Source organism: Nostoc sp. UIC 10890 (genome assembly GCF_054786515.1).
Genome location: NZ_JBSGKF010000001.1, coordinates 5,312,396 through 5,328,824, shown reverse-complemented (window position 1 = coordinate 5,328,824; position 16,429 = coordinate 5,312,396). Strand labels below are relative to the sequence as shown.

Sequence of the window (16,429 nt, the reverse complement as noted above, 5' to 3'; positions counted from 1 at the left end):
CAGAGTATCGGCGATTCTACTCCAATAGTTTTAGGATATGTTTTGGGATATAATTCCAATTCCACTTGGGATTATTATTTATGTCGATATCCTCCAGTAATTTCAAATCGCAAATACTATCTGGCAAAGACTCTAACATATTGTCACGAGCATCTATATATCGAAGATTTTGTAAATTGCCAATGCTTTCTGGTAAATCTCTTAAAATATTTCCTCTGATATTTAAGAATTCAAGACTTTTTAATTCACCAATACATTCTGGCAAAGATGTGAAGTGACCATATTCAAGAGAAAGATTCTTTAGGTTTTTCAAATTACCGATTGTATCAGGTAACTGATGTAATGGGTAATTCATGGTAATTTCTAAATATTCCAGGTTATCAAGATTACCAATTGTCTCAAGTAATGATTCTATTCCTGCTTCGCTAATGGTAAGATGTGTTAAAGCTTTAAGCTGTCCAATACTATCAGGAAGTTTTTTTAATTTAAAAAAACCTCCATAACAACCTCCTATTCGTAGTTTTTCAAGATTTGTCAACTTTCCTATGCTGTCTGGTATTTGTTTGAGCGAATAGCAATCACAAATCTTTAGTTCCCTTAGACTTGTGAAATTGCCAATGCTATCAGGTAAATATTCCACATCGCGGCAATCGTAAATATGAAGTTTTGTTAATCTAGGTCGATGATTAATAAATTTTTCAAGTTCTTCTAGAGTATATGCACTGTCAAAATAAGTCATAATAGTTCAGTAAATAATCATTAATACTTAGCTTAAAATCTACTTACCGAAGCTCTTATTTCTAAGAATCTGTTGATAGCCAATTCTCCAAGCTTAGTCCTTCAACTCGCAGCAAGTCAGAATCATTAGAAACCAGAATTAATCCGCGTGCGATCGCTGTAGCCGCAATCAATATATCTTGTTCTTGTATCTTCAAACCCCTACGTTGTAAATCCACATGAATTTCACATGCTCTCTCAATAATTTCTATATCATCCAAGAATAAAACTTCATATTTTCTATAAAACTGATTAAATTCTGCTATTTGCCTCGTAGCATTTACATACAAAAGCCCTCTTTTAACTTCATAATAAGTTATACAACTGATAAAAACTTCTTGTCCTGAACGATTAGCATCCCGTAGTTTCCTACTAACAGTTGCATTTCTCCTCAAAATGTAACTAACAATATTTGTATCTAATAAATAAGCCACTTTGTCTATTTTCGCTTTACTGCATCATCGTACATTTTGTTTTGCTCTGGGGTCAAATCATTTAACGTACCAGAAACCGCTTCTAAGACAAGAATCTTATCAATTCTGCGTGTCAGTTCATGCTCGGTTATAGCTCTGATTTCCTCTGGTGATAACTGCCCAAAAAGTTCTACTAACATTTCTATCATTTCCTGTTGGTTTAACTTAACTTGATATAAGCTATTACCTTTAATTAGCTTTTCAACGATTGGTGATATGCGATTACTCACTTCTTGATGATAATTAGCAACTTCTGGCATAATTCCCTCCATTTATCAAATAATTATCTTAATTATAAACAATTTTACTCAGCGAACCTCTGCGTTCCTTTGCGTTAAAAAAAAGCGGGCCTTTCAGCCCACCTCACAAAATTTTGAGAATATTCTGTTGCTATTAACCCAACAATTGTTTAGCCTTAGCTAACACATTATCAACGCTAAAGCCAAACTTCTCTAAACAAACACCACCTGGAGCCGAAGCACCAAAGCGATCGATACTAACGCAATCGCCTTCAGTACCGACATATTTGTGCCAACCGAAACTGCTAGCAGCCTCTACAGACAAACGCTTGGTGACAGCTTTCGGCAGAACTGACTCTTTATAAGCCGCATCCTGTGCTTCAAACAGTTCCCATGAAGGTAGTGAGACGACACGGACTTTCTTACCTTCGGCTGTGAGTTTTTCGGCTGCGGTGACGGCGAGGCTCAATTCTGAACCAGTACCAATCAGGATGATATCGGGTGTACCTTGGCTATCCACCACGGTGTATCCACCCTTCGCTACGCCCTCAATTGACGTACCTGCCAAGTTGGGAACATTTTGACGGGTGAACGCCAACAGAGATGGAGCGTTTTCCTTCGCCTTCTCGATCGCTACTTTATAAGCGCCAGAGGTTTCGTTACCATCTGCGGGACGGAATACCGTTAAGTTAGGAATGGCTCGTAAGGAAGCGAGAGTTTCAATGGGTTGGTGCGTGGGGCCATCTTCACCTTGTCCAATGGAATCGTGAGTCATCACCCAAATCACACCAGCTTGAGAAAGGGCGGATAAGCGGATGGCAGCACGCATATAATCTGTGAAGATCAAGAAGGTAGCACCGTAGGGAATTAATCCCGAACCATGCAGTGCTATACCATTACAGATTGCGCCCATACCATGTTCCCGCACACCAAAGTGGATGTTGGGGTTTTGGTATTCTCCTTTTTGGAAGTCGCCTTTGCCCTTGATTTCGGTCAAGTTCGAGTGGGTTAAGTCAGCCGAACCACCAATCAATTCAGGTAAAACTGCCGCTAATTTGTTGAGGCAAGTTTCTGAGTGTTTACGGGTGGGTAATCCTTTATCTTCGGGGGTGTAGGTGGGTAGTACTTTATCCCAACCATCAGGTAGTTTGCTGCTTACATAACGTTCAAATTCAGCCGCTTCTTGGGGATACTTAGCTTTGTAGTCGGCAAAGGTCTTGTTCCATTCGGTTTCGTAACCTGCGCCGCGTTCAACTGCTTTGCGTGTGTGGTTGAGAGCGTCTTCGGGTATAACGAAAGGCTCGTGTTCCCAATTCAATTGTTTACGAGTCAAAGCAATTTCGTCTGCACCCAAAGCAGCGCCGTGAACGCCAGCAGTGTTTTGTTTATTGGGTGAACCGTAGCCAATGGTGGTTGTCACCTTAATCATTGATGGTTTATCGGTGACAGCTTTAGCTTCTTCAATTGCTTTGGCGATCGCTTCTAAATCCGTATTGCCATCTTTGACATGGAGAACATGCCAACCATAAGCTTCAAAGCGCTTGGAAACATCTTCGGTGAATGCCACATCTGTGGAACCGTCGATGGAAATGTGGTTGTCGTCGTACAAAGCGATGAGTTTGCCTAATCCCAAGTGCCCCGCGAAAGAAGCAGCTTCACCGGAAATTCCTTCCATGTTGCAACCGTCACCTAAAATTACGTAGGTGTAATGGTCAACAATCTTGGTATCGGGTTTATTATATTTAGCGGCAAGGTGTGCTTCGGCGATCGCTAAACCAACTCCATTGGCAATTCCTTGACCCAAGGGGCCAGTTGTGACTTCCACACCTGGGGTTTCAAAGTTTTCTGGGTGTCCAGGAGTTTTAGAACCCCACTGCCGGAATTGCTTAATATCTTCAATGGTGACGCTATCGTAACCTGTCAAGTAAAGCAGGGCGTACTGCAACATCGAACCATGACCGGCAGACAAGACAAAGCGATCGCGGTTAAACCACTTGGGGTTCTTGGGATTAAACTTCATAAAGCGATCCCAGAGGACAAAAGCCATTGGAGCCGCGCCCATTGGCAATCCTGGGTGTCCCGATTTTGCTTTTTCTACGGCATCAACAGCCAAGAAGCGGATCGAGTTAATACAAAGTTCTTCGAGGGATTGGGTTGCAACAGCCATAATCTCTTGTTTTTAACGACGGGTTAGCACTCTTTGTAGCTTCTCTTGCTGGGGTTATTTTAGATTCCCCACAGTATCCTCATCATCCCACTCCCGCTTGTCGATGGACAAGCGGGATCTCCTGAGTTTCTGGTGATAAATCAAGCTGATAATTGGGTCATGCTGAACGCTTACTTTATATCGGAATGTTATTTCTGATACTTTGGGCATGGGCATGAAGCATGGGGCATTGGGCATAGGGCATTGGGCAAACGAGCATAGTCGGATCAAACTAATGAATTCTGATTCCTGCCTTCTGCCTTCTGCCTCCTGACTTTTGCCTCCTGACTTCTTTTAAACGTATTTCTTAAAGGCCAGTGTGACATTATGACCGCCAAACCCAAAAGAATTGGATATTGCCACCTCGACTTTTTGAGCGCGGCTAAAGTTAGGCACGTAATCTAAGTCACATTCTGGATCAGGATTTTCCAGATTAATTGTCGGTGGAATTTGGTCATTAGCGATCGCCAGTACTGTTGCCACTGCTTCAATACCTCCAGAACCGCCCAATAAATGACCTGTCATCGATTTGGTGGAGCTAATTGCTACCTTGTAGGCATATTCTCCCAAGGCTTTTTTGATTGCTGAGGTTTCAGTTGAATCATTAGCTGGGGTGCTAGTGCCGTGGGCATTAATATAGCTAATCTGTTCGGGAGTTAGTCCGGCATCTTTGAGCGCTAGTTCGATCGCTCTAGCGGCTCCGAATCCACCAGGTACCGGCGAAGTAATATGGTAGGCGTCACAGGTCATCCCATAGCCGACCATTTCGGCATAAATGTGAGCGCCGCGACTGATGGCATGTTCAAGTTCTTCTAGAATTAAAATTCCTGAACCTTCACCCAAAACAAATCCGTTGCGATCGCGGTCAAAGGGACGGCAAGCTTTAGTTGGGTCATCATTGCTAAAAGAGAGTGCCTTGCAGGCGGCAAACCCAGCTACCGACAATGGTGTAACAGCTGCCTCCGTACCCCCGCAAATCATCGCCTCGGCATATCCCCCTTGAATGAGACGAAAAGCATCTCCAATGGCGTTAGAACCAGCGGCGCAGGCAGTTACAGGACAGGAGTTTGGCCCTTTAGCACCCGTGTGAATTGCCGTTAACCCTGCGGCCATATTGGCGATCATCATCGGGATCATGAATGGACTACAGCGATCGGGGCCACGGTTGAGGTAGATAGTTTGCTGGTCTTCTAATACCTTAATGCCACCAACGCCAGAACCGATCATGACACCGACCTGTTCTGCATTCAGGTCATTGATCACTAACTCCGCGTTAGCTAGAGCCTGTTTTGCTGCCGCGACCCCAAATTGGGAAAATCGATCCATCCGCTTGGCCTCTTTGCGCTCCAAGTAATCATGTGGATCGAAGTTTTTCACCTCACCAGCAATCCGGCAATCATGGCGAGACGCATCAAAAAATGTGATGTAGTCAATGCCATTGCGTCCACTTAATAATCCATCCCAATATTCTGTTGCTGTGTTACCTATAGGTGTAATCGCGCCAACACCAGTTACAACAACGCGTTTACGTGTATGATCTGTCATGATTCAGTTAAAAATGGCGAAAAAGCTGCATGGCAAAAAATTCGGGGTTAGTGAGTAAGTAGCGTCAGCCAGCTTGGTGTTGGGGGCTTCCACCCCACTTGTTTCTCCTGTTCGGAGACGCTACGCGAATACTTGAGGAAACCCCAATACCGCAGGGCTGCACCATGAGCGACTGGCGTTAGCTACGTTAGGAGCATCACCTCCATGTGACTAGGTGCGGGGAAAAATCTTCCCAATCCCCAATCCCCAATCCCCCATCTCCAATTAAGCTGATGCGGTAACTTTGTTATTGATGTAATCTACTGCGTCTTGAACCGATGTAATCTGTTCGGCAGCTTCGTCGGGAATTTCGATATCAAATTCTTCTTCCAAGGCCATCACCAATTCAACGGTATCCAGGGAATCTGCTCCCAGGTCTTCCATAAACTTGGATTGTGGTGTGACTTTCTCAGGGGGGTCAACACTGAGTTGTTCGACGACGATTTTCTTGACCTTTTCAAAAAGTTCCGCTTGGCTCATAAATAAAAGTCCTTAACCACTTGCTACGATCTTCTCTAACGAGGAGACATTGTTTTTAGCATATACATCTTATCGTCAAGCGCGATCACCCGGATACTGCCAAGGATTTTTCTGTTAGAAAACCTTTCTTCTAAAAAGAATTGGCAAGTTTTCTGGCAACACTTAGGCAGTGGAGGGTGCTACACCATCGCCGACACCGTGTAAATGCTTTTGTTTTCCAATTATTGCTAAAAAATTTTACAATGTCTCTATCAGTATTTACAGCCTTGCTAGAAATAAAAATATGTAGATGCTGCGGCTTTGAACCTAGATGGTTAAAGGGTCGCGAAACATCCAACATTAGAAATTCGGTGCTAACAAGGAATGATAAAACAGTTATTGTTTAGAGCGATCGCTCTAACCCAAACATACTTCTATGCTACCTCAGACACTCAAATACGCTTACTTCCCCGGTTGTGTTGCCCAAGGGGCCTGTCGGGAACTTTACCAGTCAACTCAAGCTCTTACCCAAGCACTAGGTATTGAACTGGTTGAACTTAAAAAAGCTGCTTGCTGCGGTTCTGGCACATTTAAAGAAGATTCCCAACTGCTAGAAGATACAGTCAATGCCAGAAATATTGCTTTAGCAGAAGAATTAAATCTGCCCTTACTTACCCATTGCAGCACTTGTCAAGGTGTTATCGGTCATGTCAACGAACACCTGAAAGAATGTCAGACTTCTAACCCTGTCTACATTGAACAGGTTAATGGCTTGTTGCATAAAGAAGGTTGTTCGCCTTATCGCGGTAGTACTGACGTTAAACATCTTCTCTACGCTTTGGTGACAGATTACGGTTTAGAGGAAATTACCAAACGTGTCACCCGAAAGTTGACTGGATTAAAATGTGCGGCTTTTTATGGCTGTTATCTCCTCCGCGCCCAAAAATCTATGCCCTATGACGATCCGTTCCAACCAGAAGCGATGGAGAATATGTTTCGGGCTGTGGGTGCAACACCAATTTATTACCGAGGTCGGACACAATGTTGTGGTTGGCCACTTTCTAGTTATGCCACTACCCAATCTTTTAAGATGGCAGGGATGCATATTCAGGACGCTTTAGCATCTGGTGCTGATTGTATAGTTACACCTTGCCCTCTATGCCACTTAAATTTAGATTCGCGTCAGCCAGAGGTAGAAAAGGTAATTGAACAAAAGCTAGGTTTACCAGTGTTACATTTACCCCAGTTGATTGCTTTGGCACTTGGGGTTAGTCCAAAAGAATTGGGTTTAGAACGCCACATTGTTTCCACAAAGCCAGTGTTGGAAAAATTAGGATTTTAGGGGAAACAATGTTCACGACTATCAATAATTAAGCGAACACGTACTTATACCGTTTCTTTGTGAAGCTGCATATAATTCACCCCCCGGCTATCGCCGTCCCCCCGATGCCTTGGCTACGGTGTACACACAAGTCCTAAAAACCTAGCTTGATAAGCATTTCCTCGTTCCCAGGCTCCGCCTGGGAATGCATTCATTGAGTCTCTGACTCAATATCTGACTAGAGGCAGAGCCTCTAATCAGGCATTCCTATGCAGAGCAATAGGAACGAGATAAAACGAGATAAACGAGAGAACAATGAGAAATTGATCTTTTTTCGACTTGTGTGTACACCGTAGGATGCCTTGGGGAGACTACAGGGGGGTATTATGATGTGCATCTTCATAGAGAAATAGAAACTAGAAAACAGGGTTTGATGCCCTGTTTTCTAGTAATGGATGATAAATTTCACTTGTTGAAGATACCTTAAGTCCCGTAATTTAGGTATTTTGTAGGGTGGACAATAACCACCCAACCCAATTTCTGGTTTCTAGAGTGCGCCTTCATCTGTAGTTTTGGATTTAGCTTTTGCCTTATTGGCACTGCGTTTGAGGGCAGAAAGTCTTGCTTCGTATCTCGACCGTTGGCGCTTACTAGGAGTATTGTCAATCAGGGTTTTTAAGGCGCTACCGAGACTCTTGTAGGCATTGGGGAGGCTATAACCAAAACGAGTTGCCAAAGCGATCGCTTTCTCATCAGCATTGAGCAATTCTTTTAGTTGCTTTTCCCCATTATTCTTTTGGTACAGTCGCCAGCCTGACACGCCACAAAGCGACAAAGCTAACACCAGCAGCAATCCATCTTGTACCCACAATTCGCCTACAGCACCACCTAAACCGATGGCTAGTGCTGCCATTTCCCAACCATCTTTGGGAATTGTGTCATTTTGAACGCGAGCAACTTCATGCCAGAACAGCAGATTACGCTGATCCATTGCGAGGGCATCCCATTTCACCAAGTCAATTTGAATTTCTACCTGGTCTTTACCAATTTCTTCGCAACGAACCAGGGGTGGATTGACCTCAGTTGTGCCTTCAACCGTGACCCAGCTCTGTAATTCTGGCGGTAATAAGCCTTTCAACCGCCGGAGTTCACTCATTTCCGCTTTGGCAGAGGAGGTTGCATAGGATGTCATAATATCCAGCCCCAGAAAATTTCAGTATATAGTGAGGGTATCACTTTGGAGTATAGCTATTTAAGTGATGATCCGTCTCACTCGTTAGGAAAACTTCCTCGCTTTTTCCTCGCCTCCATTGCTTTTTCCAGCAAATCTAACAATCCTGGAGCTTCTTCTTGGATACTGAGTAACAGTCTTTCACCAAGTTCTATATTCCCCGGATCAAGACCTGTTGCCATAACTTCTTTCAGGCGAGGTATTGCTATACCATCGACAATCTGAATTAACCCACTCAGACAACGGTGAAATTGTTTTTCTGTCAAAATCGAGTCTTCTAGAGGGAACTCAATAATGGCACGGATTTCGCCATCGGATGGGTCATATTCCCATTGCAACATTTTGGTTTCCCAGGAAATGGCAAGCATTGTCTGTAGGATCGCTCCCTTGTGAGGATGGTCTTGAATTCCTGCTAGAACTTGAGGGGCAAATACGCGAAAAAATTTTCCCTCTTCATCCAGCTGGACAACTATTAGGAAATCTTCTAGGTTATCAGCCTCCACACCTGTTATAATTCGGTCTTCTTCATCATCAAAACGGTAGTCCCAACCAAGGTTGTCTAAATAGTTGGCAATCTGTTCGAGGTTAGCTCCCATAAAAGCCTCATAAGGAACGTGGAGCAGTTGTTACCAGACCTAGTTTAACCTGCTAAGGGTAGTTGTTTGGGTTGGTGTGGATACTTCTAATCACATAGAAGTATGCAATTAGGGCATGGGGCATTGGGTATGGGGCATTGGGCATTGGGCATGAAGATAGAAAAAACAGATGATCATTCTGCGCTGTGAATGATATTTTATGAAGGATTCTTTCTCATTATTAAAGAAGCGATAACGACTTGTTTTTAAATCTTCCGTGGTGAAGGATATAGCACTAACTCACTTAAATTTTAATATTCTCTTATGGTTTTAATGAATGTACTGCTAGGACAAGCATGGTAGCAGGATTTTAAATCAAACTTGAAAGCTAAAGTCAATTTTAAATAATTTCTATACAGCATCTGAGGCTTTTGAAAATATAAGTAAAAACGGTTATTGCGCTTTTAAAAGCGAATAAAAATAGCACATAGACTGGTAAAGTTTTATATTACAAGCAACAAATTGTTTTCACTGAATGATTGCAGTGAGCAATACATTATTTCTGGTCTAGTAATTATGAAGTTTATGCGTAAATCAGCTTTGATTCTAACGATCGCACCTTTAGTATGCGCGATCGCTGCTTGTGGTGGAAATTCAGGGCAAACAACAAATACACCCAGCACTCCAGCGAGTACTTCCACAGCACCAGTAACTCGAAATCGTTGGGATAGCATTAAAAGCCGTGGTCAATTAACTTGCGGTGTCAGTGGTGAAGTGCCAGGGTTTAGCTTTGTGGGAACTGACGGTAAATACAGCGGCATTGATGTAGATATTTGTCGTGCGATCGCCGCAGCTTTATTCGACAACCCAGATGCAGTAGAATTTCGCAATCTCAATTCCAAAGAGCGGTTTACAGCTTTGCAAACTGGAGAAGTAGATGTTCTCAGTCGCAATACTACCTGGACACTTAGCCGCGATACCTCTGTAGGTCTAGAATTTGCACCTGTAGTCTTTTACGATGGACAAGCCATAATGGTTCGCAAAAATAGCAACATTAAGTCTCTAGCAGACTTGAAAGGTAAAGCTATCTGCGTTCAAACTGGAACTACGACTGAACAGAACTTAGCAGACCAAATGCGGAAAAGGAGCATCACCTACAAACCCGTTGTCTTTGAAGACGTTAACGTTACCTTTGCTACTTATGCCGAAGGTCGTTGCGATAGCATTACGGCTGACCGTTCAGCATTAGTTTCGCGGGGTACAATTTTACCCAAACCAGAAGACAACGTGATTCTCGATGAAGTGATTTCTTCAGAACCCCTTGCACCAGCTGTTGCCAAAGGAGACACTAAGTTTGGTGATGCTGTCAAGTGGGTGGTTTATTCCCTAGTAAAAGCTGAAGAGTTGGGCATTAATTCCCAGAACGTAGGTCAGTTTGCTGCTAGTAATGACCCAGATATTAAGCGCTTTTTAGGAACCGAAGGCAACCTTGGGGAAGGACTAGGCTTAACAAACGACTTTGCAGCCAGAATAATTAAACACGTTGGTAACTACGCCGAAGTTTACGATCGCAACCTCGGCCCCAAGACAAAACTAAATCTAGCTCGTGGTCAAAATCAACTCTGGAGCAAAGGCGGACTACTTTATTCTCCACCATTCCGGTAGAAGACATTAGGGAGATGAGGAGAATAACTCATGCCAAATGACCAATGACCAATGACAAATGACCAATGACAAATGACCAATGACCAATGACAAATGACAAATGACAAATGACCAATGACAAACTCAAAACCGCTTATATGGCGTGATGTCCGCTTTTGGAGGATTGCCTTGCAATTAGCTGCCATATTTTTAGCAGCAATTGTAGTAGTAATCCTGTGGGAAAATCTTCAGCGCAATTTGCAGCAATTAGGTATTCAGTTTGGATTTGATTTTCTTAAGCAACAAGCATCTTTTGATATTGGCGAGACGCTGACTAGCTACAAACCCACTGACACCTACAGTCATGCTTTGTGGGTGGGGTTAATTAACTCCTTACGTGTGGCGGTTGCAGGGATTTTTCTCACGACAATTGTAGGGATAGGTGCTGGGATTGCCCGACTTTCTGACAACTGGCTAGTGCGGAATATTACGATGGTTTACGTGGATATTTTCCGTAATACGCCCTTACTGCTGCAATTGCTGTTTTGGTACTTTGCTGTTTTTCTTAGTTTTCCCAAAACAGAAAATAAGATATCCCTTTGGGGTTTTATTGGTGTTAGTCAAAATGGCTTAGAGCTTCCTTGGTTTACCTTATCCCCAGAGTTTTCAGCTTTGTTATTGGGATTAACTTTTTACACAGGTGCGTTTATTGCGGAAATTGTTCGAGGTGGGATTCAATCAGTACCGAAGGGACAATGGGAAGCAGCGCGATCGCTAGGATTAAAACCAGGGTTAGCAATGCGGTTAGTGATTTTTCCCCAAGCTTTGCGGGTTATCATTCCACCGTTAACGAGTCAGTATCTTAATTTGACCAAAAATACCAGTTTAGCGATCGCGATCGGCTACCCCGATATTTATTTTGTCGCCTCCACCACCTTTAACCTAACGGGGAAAGCCGTAGAAGTGATATTACTGATTATGCTCACCTATCTCACCCTAAGTTTAACCATCTCTGTAGTGATGAATTTATTCAATCGCAGTGTACAAATTAAAGAGAGATAATACAATTTTAGATTTTAGATTTTAGATTTTGTTAGCGTAGCGTCTCGTAGAGAAAGATTTAGTGGTAATTGCTTTTTGCTTTCAATCTGTCGCAATCTTTTTTTTAATTGGTCTAGCAGAGGTATACAGGGAGAATAAATAATTAAGATGACAAGTAATCCAAAATCCAAAATTCAAAATCTAAAATTGTTGTGGTTGCGTAAAAACCTGTTTAGTACTTGGTACAACAGCTTGTTAACTGTTGCCTATTTGGTGTTGCTATTTTGGGCAGTGCGAGGAATTATCACTTGGGCAACAACTCAAGCACAATGGGCAGTAATTCAGGTTAATTTACCTTTATTTTTAGTTGGTAGATTTCCGCAAACGCTATATTGGCGAATTTGGATTGTGCTGGCGATCGCTTCGATTTTAGCCGCCATAACGGTAGGTATATTCTTTGGCAAGCAACAGTTAACAAAACGTGGAATTGCTTTGTTTGCTTTTATCATCGGCATTTTGTTATTTGTTTTACCACTAGACTTTACATCCCGCCTTTGGTTACTGTTAATTGCAATTTTACTATTTGTAGGTTTTTGGCTTGGAGGAAAGTTTACTAAGGTAGTAACTCCTTGGCTTTCCCTATTATGGTTATTGTCTTTCCCCATAATTCTTTGGCTAATTGGCGGTGGATTTGGATTGCAGCCAGTATCTACAAATTTGTGGAATGGTTTGCTACTTACCCTCCTGATGGCAGCAGTTAGTATTGTGCTTTCCTTTCCCATTGGGGTTTTACTGGCTTTAGGGCGCACAAGCAATTTACCCGTAGTGCGTTGGTTTTCTATCCTGTACATTGAAATTATTAGAGGATTACCACTGATTGGTATTTTGTTCTTAGCTCAGGTAATGCTTCCCTTGTTTCTATCAGCAGATGTGCGTCTAGATCGAGTATTGCGAGCAATTGCTGGATTGGTTTTATTTAGTGCTGCATACATGGCAGAAAACGTGCGTGGTGGACTCCAATCAGTTCCTCGCGGGCAAATTGAAGCTGCAAAAGCGTTAGGATTAAATACAGCCTTAGTAATTTTGTTAATCGTTTTACCTCAAGCCTTACGTACCGTTATTCCTGCGATCGTTGGTCAGTTTATTGGCTTATTTAAAGACACTTCACTATTATCTTTGGTGGGATTAGTAGAACTAACAGGTATTGCCCGTTCAATCTTGGCACAACCACAATTTCTTGGACGTTATGCAGAAGTTTATCTATTTATTGGATTTATTTACTGGGTATTTTGTTACTCCATGTCGTTGGCTTCTCGGCGGTTAGAGAGACAGTTGAGTAATTAGTCATTGGTTATTGGTTGTTATCAAAATAATATTGATTATTCGGGCTTTGAATAATATGTCAGATATACAAAAAATAATTATTGCTGAAGATGTTCATAAGTGGTATGGAAAATTCCACGTTCTTCAGGGTGTGAGCTTGACAGTCAATCGTGGAGAAGTAGTAGTATTAATGGGGCCGTCTGGTTCAGGAAAATCTACCTTTATCCGCACATTTAACGCTTTAGAAGAATATCAACAGGGAAAAATTGAAATCGACGGCATTACCCTCAGCCATGACTTGCGAAATATTGAAACGATTCGCAAAGAAGTGGGAATGGTATTTCAGCAATTTAATTTATTTCCTCATTTGACAGTGCTGCAAAATATCTCTTTAGCACCAATTTGGGTACGGCGATCGCCAAAAGCAAAAGCTGAAGAATCGGCAATGCAACTCTTAGAAAGAGTGGGAATTTTAGAACAGGCGCAGAAGTATCCAGGACAGTTATCTGGTGGACAACAGCAACGGGTTGCGATCGCACGTGCTTTAGCCATGCAACCCAAAATTATGCTGTTCGACGAACCCACCTCAGCCTTAGATCCAGAAATGGTACGCGAAGTTTTGGATGTAATGCGAGGTCTAGCCCGTGATGGGATGACAATGGTAGTAGTCACCCACGAAGTTGGATTCGCTCGTGAAGTCGCCGACCGAGTGATTTTAATGGATAGCGGTTCCCTCGTTGAGTCAGCCACCCCAGACACATTTTTCAGCAACCCCAAAGAAGAAAGAACACGCAAATTTTTATCACAAATTCTCTAAAACCTCTGCGCTACTTTGCGCTTACCTCTGCGCCCCTCTGCGTTTCACTTCTAATTGTTGTTTCACTAAGTTGTCAATGTATTATTGAAATGGAAATTTTTAAATCAAGCACCGCCATAAATTGGAATTAAACCCGTGTCTGCTAAAGATGCTTTTCATACAGTTGTCTAAACAGCACTTGAGAAAGAAGGGTGGTTAATCACTCATGATCCTTATGCTCTCCAGGCGGGAACACTTGAGCTATATGTTGATTTAGGAGCAGAAAAAGTTATTGCAGCCGAAAAACAAGGACAAAAAATAGCTGTTGAAATTAAAAGTTTTTTGAGTCCTTCAAAAATTACAGAACTTTATGCTGCATTAGGACAATTTATTATTTACCGAATTGCTTTACAAAAAAAAGAAGCCAATCGCACTTTATATTTAGCTGTTCCTAGTACTGTTTACAATGAGTTTTTTATACTTCCATTTATCCAATCTGTTATTCAAATTAATCAACTCTGTTTACTAATTTATAATATTGAACAGGAGGTAATAGACCAATGGCAAAGCTAAACGAATATCGACAATATATTAAGAATTTACTTCAACAACACGCTAGTATTGTTTGGGATAATCGCATTCAAGCACAGACAATTTATGATACAGAACACGATCATTATCAATTAGTTTATGTAGGTTGGCACGAGCAAGACCGCATATATGGGCCTGTTCTCCATCTAGATATTATTGACGAGAAAATCTGGATTCAGCAAGATGGGACAGAGGTAGGAATTGCTAATGAATTGGTTGAATTAGGTGTCCCAAAAGAAGATATTGTTTTAGGTTTTCAGTTACCTTCTGTGCGTAAATATACAGACTTTGCTGTTAGTTAATTGAACTTATTGAAAATAGCGATCGCTCTCTCATCTGCGATTTATTAATTGAAGTCAGATTTCAAGCCGCGTTCAATGCTTGTATGTGCGATCGCTCTGCATCTCTGGTTAAAAAGAGCCATCGCTAGTCCAAACATTCTGTTGACTAGCCAGATTCTCAGTTATTTGCCTCAAGGCTTATTAGCAAACTCCCATTCTTCTACCGCGTAATCTGCTATCTCCTTATAGCATCTACCTATATAAATGTCACCATTACTTAATTTCTGACTTTCCCGTAATGTTGCTATAAATGGCTTATTTTTACTACGCCAAAGAATATTTGATTTGTTAATTACATTTGTAATTGGGCTTTGTTTGTAACCTCCCCAACACCATTTTATTGCACGTTCTAGCTTTATTCCGTCCCATTTACCTAATTGAGGGTTTCTATTTAAAAGATTACTTAACAGCGATTTAATTATTAACTGTGTGTATGTTTTACTTCCGTGTAGTTTTATAATTGTATTGAAGCCTAAATTATTTTTCTGGTAATCTACATAAGCAGAAATGATGTTTTCTTTACCTTTTTTGTTGACTGCGTTATTATTTAAAATTTGATTTATAAATTTAGAAAAAGTTATATTAGGATCTTGAATTAAAGGTAAAATGTCTTGAAGCTGCCGTAAGTAAATTTCTTCACTTTTTGACATACTTCTTCCTTCGTTATCTGCAATAATTAATTCAATAATATCCAAAAAATTATTTACTTTTCTCATTTCTACCTGAACTTTAAAATGAGATTTATCTTTATTCTCTTTTTCCAGTAATTTCAGTAATGCAGTTACTCTATGCCTGCCTCCTATGATGTAATTGTTTCGTATAGGATTATCATCATCATTATCTTCTTCTCTTTCAATTTCTACGTATGCAATACTAGGTAGCCTGAAAAATTTATTATATTTTTTCAAACTGTTCATAATATCAAGCAATCTTTTAGAATTTTCTTCAATAAGAGCTTGATTAAAAGTTTTTTCAGTTCTTTCAAAAGCTTTTTCCAGTTTATCTGCCGTCATTATTTCTATATATGGTTCATAATCTTTTTCATAACTTATCCATTTTTCTTGAACTTGAGAAAAGCCACTCATTATTTTTTCCTTGTAATTTTATAGAAAATGATGAATTATGTATTTTCTGGGTTATATCTACTGAGTGAAAAATATGGCAACAGTATAACTACTATAACATCTGTAACATCGGTCAATACATTCTGACTAATCGGAGGTCAAAAGATTGTAGGATGTGGATCACAGCGCCTACAGTAAGCGCGATAAAAATAAATTGGCACGGATGCGCTAAGGTATTAACGGAGTCAAGGATACTTATGTAGTTTTCGGAGATGTCTAATGAGTAAGGCGATAGCTAATCTTGGGCTAGCTCCTGCTCAATGTCGTGAAAACCGTGTTTATATAGGTGTTAAACTGTCGTAAATTGGCGTTTGAAACTGTAATTCATCATCTTGAGTTAAAAATCTAACAATTATATTTGTATCAACTGCAATCATGCCATGATTCCTCTACACCTTGGCGAATTGCATTGTCCATATCCTCAATAGTTTTGGGTTTTCCCTGATATTTTAAACAACCTGCTACATCATCTAATTTAGTTTCTGGAAAAACTTTCTTAGGCTTTAAAAGAATTCCATCGCCCATATCAATAATAATAAATTCTTGGCCCACTTCCCATTGATGAGCTTCTCGCAAAGATTGGGGAATAATTACTTGTCCTTGGGGAGACAATTTTGTAATTTCCATTAAGTTAAGAAGTAAAAAACTAAGAGTAATATAAAAATTTTAGCATTTTTGTTTATCTCCATTTCTCTCTTCCTCTG

The 16,429-nt window shown here is 41.0% G+C and carries 16 protein-coding genes and 1 pseudogene; 7 read left to right on the top strand and 10 right to left on the bottom strand.

Annotated features, from left to right (window positions below; genetic code table 11):
- Positions 1-16: 16 nt before the first annotated feature.
- The 6 genes from ACWATR_RS22135 to acpP form a co-directional block, all read right to left on the bottom strand.
- Positions 17-739 carry a leucine-rich repeat domain-containing protein gene (locus ACWATR_RS22135; protein ID WP_460337054.1) on the bottom strand — a complete coding sequence of 241 codons (723 nt, stop codon included), beginning with the start codon at positions 737-739 and terminating at the stop codon, positions 17-19.
- Between the two features lie 61 nt (positions 740-800).
- Positions 801-1,211 carry a PIN domain-containing protein gene (locus ACWATR_RS22130; RefSeq protein WP_460337051.1) on the bottom strand — a complete coding sequence of 137 codons (411 nt, stop codon included), beginning with the start codon at positions 1,209-1,211 and terminating at the stop codon, positions 801-803.
- A gap of 5 nt (positions 1,212-1,216) precedes the next feature.
- Complete coding sequence (locus tag ACWATR_RS22125; RefSeq protein ID WP_181928704.1) at positions 1,217-1,510, bottom strand: hypothetical protein; 294 nt, start codon at positions 1,508-1,510, stop codon at positions 1,217-1,219.
- Positions 1,511-1,643: 133 nt separating this feature from the next.
- Positions 1,644-3,656 carry a transketolase gene (tkt, locus tag ACWATR_RS22120; protein WP_460337047.1) on the bottom strand — a complete coding sequence of 671 codons (2,013 nt, stop codon included), beginning with the start codon at positions 3,654-3,656 and terminating at the stop codon, positions 1,644-1,646.
- A 333-nt stretch (positions 3,657-3,989) separates the two neighbouring features.
- On the bottom strand, positions 3,990-5,240 hold the full coding sequence (gene fabF / locus ACWATR_RS22115; protein ID WP_460337044.1) for a beta-ketoacyl-ACP synthase II: 1,251 nt from the start codon (positions 5,238-5,240) through the stop codon (positions 3,990-3,992).
- 264 nt (positions 5,241-5,504) lie between these two features.
- Complete coding sequence (gene acpP, locus ACWATR_RS22110; RefSeq protein WP_460337041.1) at positions 5,505-5,759, bottom strand: acyl carrier protein; 255 nt, start codon at positions 5,757-5,759, stop codon at positions 5,505-5,507.
- A gap of 415 nt (positions 5,760-6,174) precedes the next feature.
- On the opposite strand from acpP, the gene ACWATR_RS22105 reads away from it, so the two are divergent.
- On the top strand, positions 6,175-7,080 hold the full coding sequence (locus ACWATR_RS22105; RefSeq protein WP_069070710.1) for a CoB--CoM heterodisulfide reductase iron-sulfur subunit B family protein: 906 nt from the start codon (positions 6,175-6,177) through the stop codon (positions 7,078-7,080).
- A gap of 526 nt (positions 7,081-7,606) precedes the next feature.
- On the opposite strand, the gene ACWATR_RS22100 is transcribed toward ACWATR_RS22105, so the two are convergent.
- Entirely contained in the window at positions 7,607-8,251 is a 645-nt protein-coding gene (locus tag ACWATR_RS22100; RefSeq protein WP_069070711.1) for a DUF3318 domain-containing protein, read from the bottom strand.
- Between the two features lie 77 nt (positions 8,252-8,328).
- Positions 8,329-8,886: a hypothetical protein gene (locus ACWATR_RS22095; RefSeq protein WP_460337037.1), complete on the bottom strand. Its 558-nt coding sequence runs from the start codon at positions 8,884-8,886 to the stop codon at positions 8,329-8,331.
- Positions 8,887-9,450: 564 nt separating this feature from the next.
- On the opposite strand from ACWATR_RS22095, the gene ACWATR_RS22090 reads away from it, so the two are divergent.
- The 6 genes and pseudogenes from ACWATR_RS22090 to ACWATR_RS22065 all read left to right on the top strand — a co-directional run bounded on the left by ACWATR_RS22090 (position 9,451) and on the right by ACWATR_RS22065 (position 14,562).
- A complete protein-coding gene (locus ACWATR_RS22090; protein WP_460340598.1) occupies positions 9,451-10,530 on the top strand; it encodes an amino acid ABC transporter substrate-binding protein in 1,080 nt (359 codons plus the stop codon).
- Between the two features lie 114 nt (positions 10,531-10,644).
- Positions 10,645-11,571 (top strand): amino acid ABC transporter permease, encoded by a 927-nt coding sequence (locus ACWATR_RS22085; RefSeq protein WP_460337034.1) that lies wholly within the window; start codon positions 10,645-10,647, stop codon positions 11,569-11,571.
- A gap of 147 nt (positions 11,572-11,718) precedes the next feature.
- Positions 11,719-12,894, top strand: coding sequence for an amino acid ABC transporter permease (locus tag ACWATR_RS22080; RefSeq protein ID WP_460337031.1), 1,176 nt, complete (start codon positions 11,719-11,721; stop codon positions 12,892-12,894).
- Positions 12,895-12,949: 55 nt separating this feature from the next.
- Positions 12,950-13,690 (top strand): amino acid ABC transporter ATP-binding protein, encoded by a 741-nt coding sequence (locus tag ACWATR_RS22075; RefSeq protein ID WP_460337027.1) that lies wholly within the window; start codon positions 12,950-12,952, stop codon positions 13,688-13,690.
- Between the two features lie 183 nt (positions 13,691-13,873).
- Positions 13,874-14,242: pseudogene (locus ACWATR_RS22070) on the top strand (element excision factor XisH family protein); the annotation flags it as partial.
- Positions 14,230-14,562 carry an element excision factor XisI family protein gene (locus tag ACWATR_RS22065; RefSeq protein WP_460337024.1) on the top strand — a complete coding sequence of 111 codons (333 nt, stop codon included), beginning with the start codon at positions 14,230-14,232 and terminating at the stop codon, positions 14,560-14,562. The pseudogene ACWATR_RS22070 and the gene ACWATR_RS22065, both read left to right, overlap by 13 nt.
- 170 nt (positions 14,563-14,732) lie before the next feature.
- Here ACWATR_RS22065 and ACWATR_RS22060 read toward each other — a convergent pair whose 3' ends face one another.
- Complete coding sequence (locus tag ACWATR_RS22060; protein ID WP_460337021.1) at positions 14,733-15,686, bottom strand: hypothetical protein; 954 nt, start codon at positions 15,684-15,686, stop codon at positions 14,733-14,735.
- A 402-nt stretch (positions 15,687-16,088) separates the two neighbouring features.
- The gene (locus ACWATR_RS22055) at positions 16,089-16,352 is read right to left on the bottom strand and encodes an AbrB/MazE/SpoVT family DNA-binding domain-containing protein (protein ID WP_460337018.1); all 264 of its coding nucleotides are present in this window, start codon (positions 16,350-16,352) and stop codon (positions 16,089-16,091) included.
- Positions 16,353-16,429: the final 77 nt, after the last annotated feature.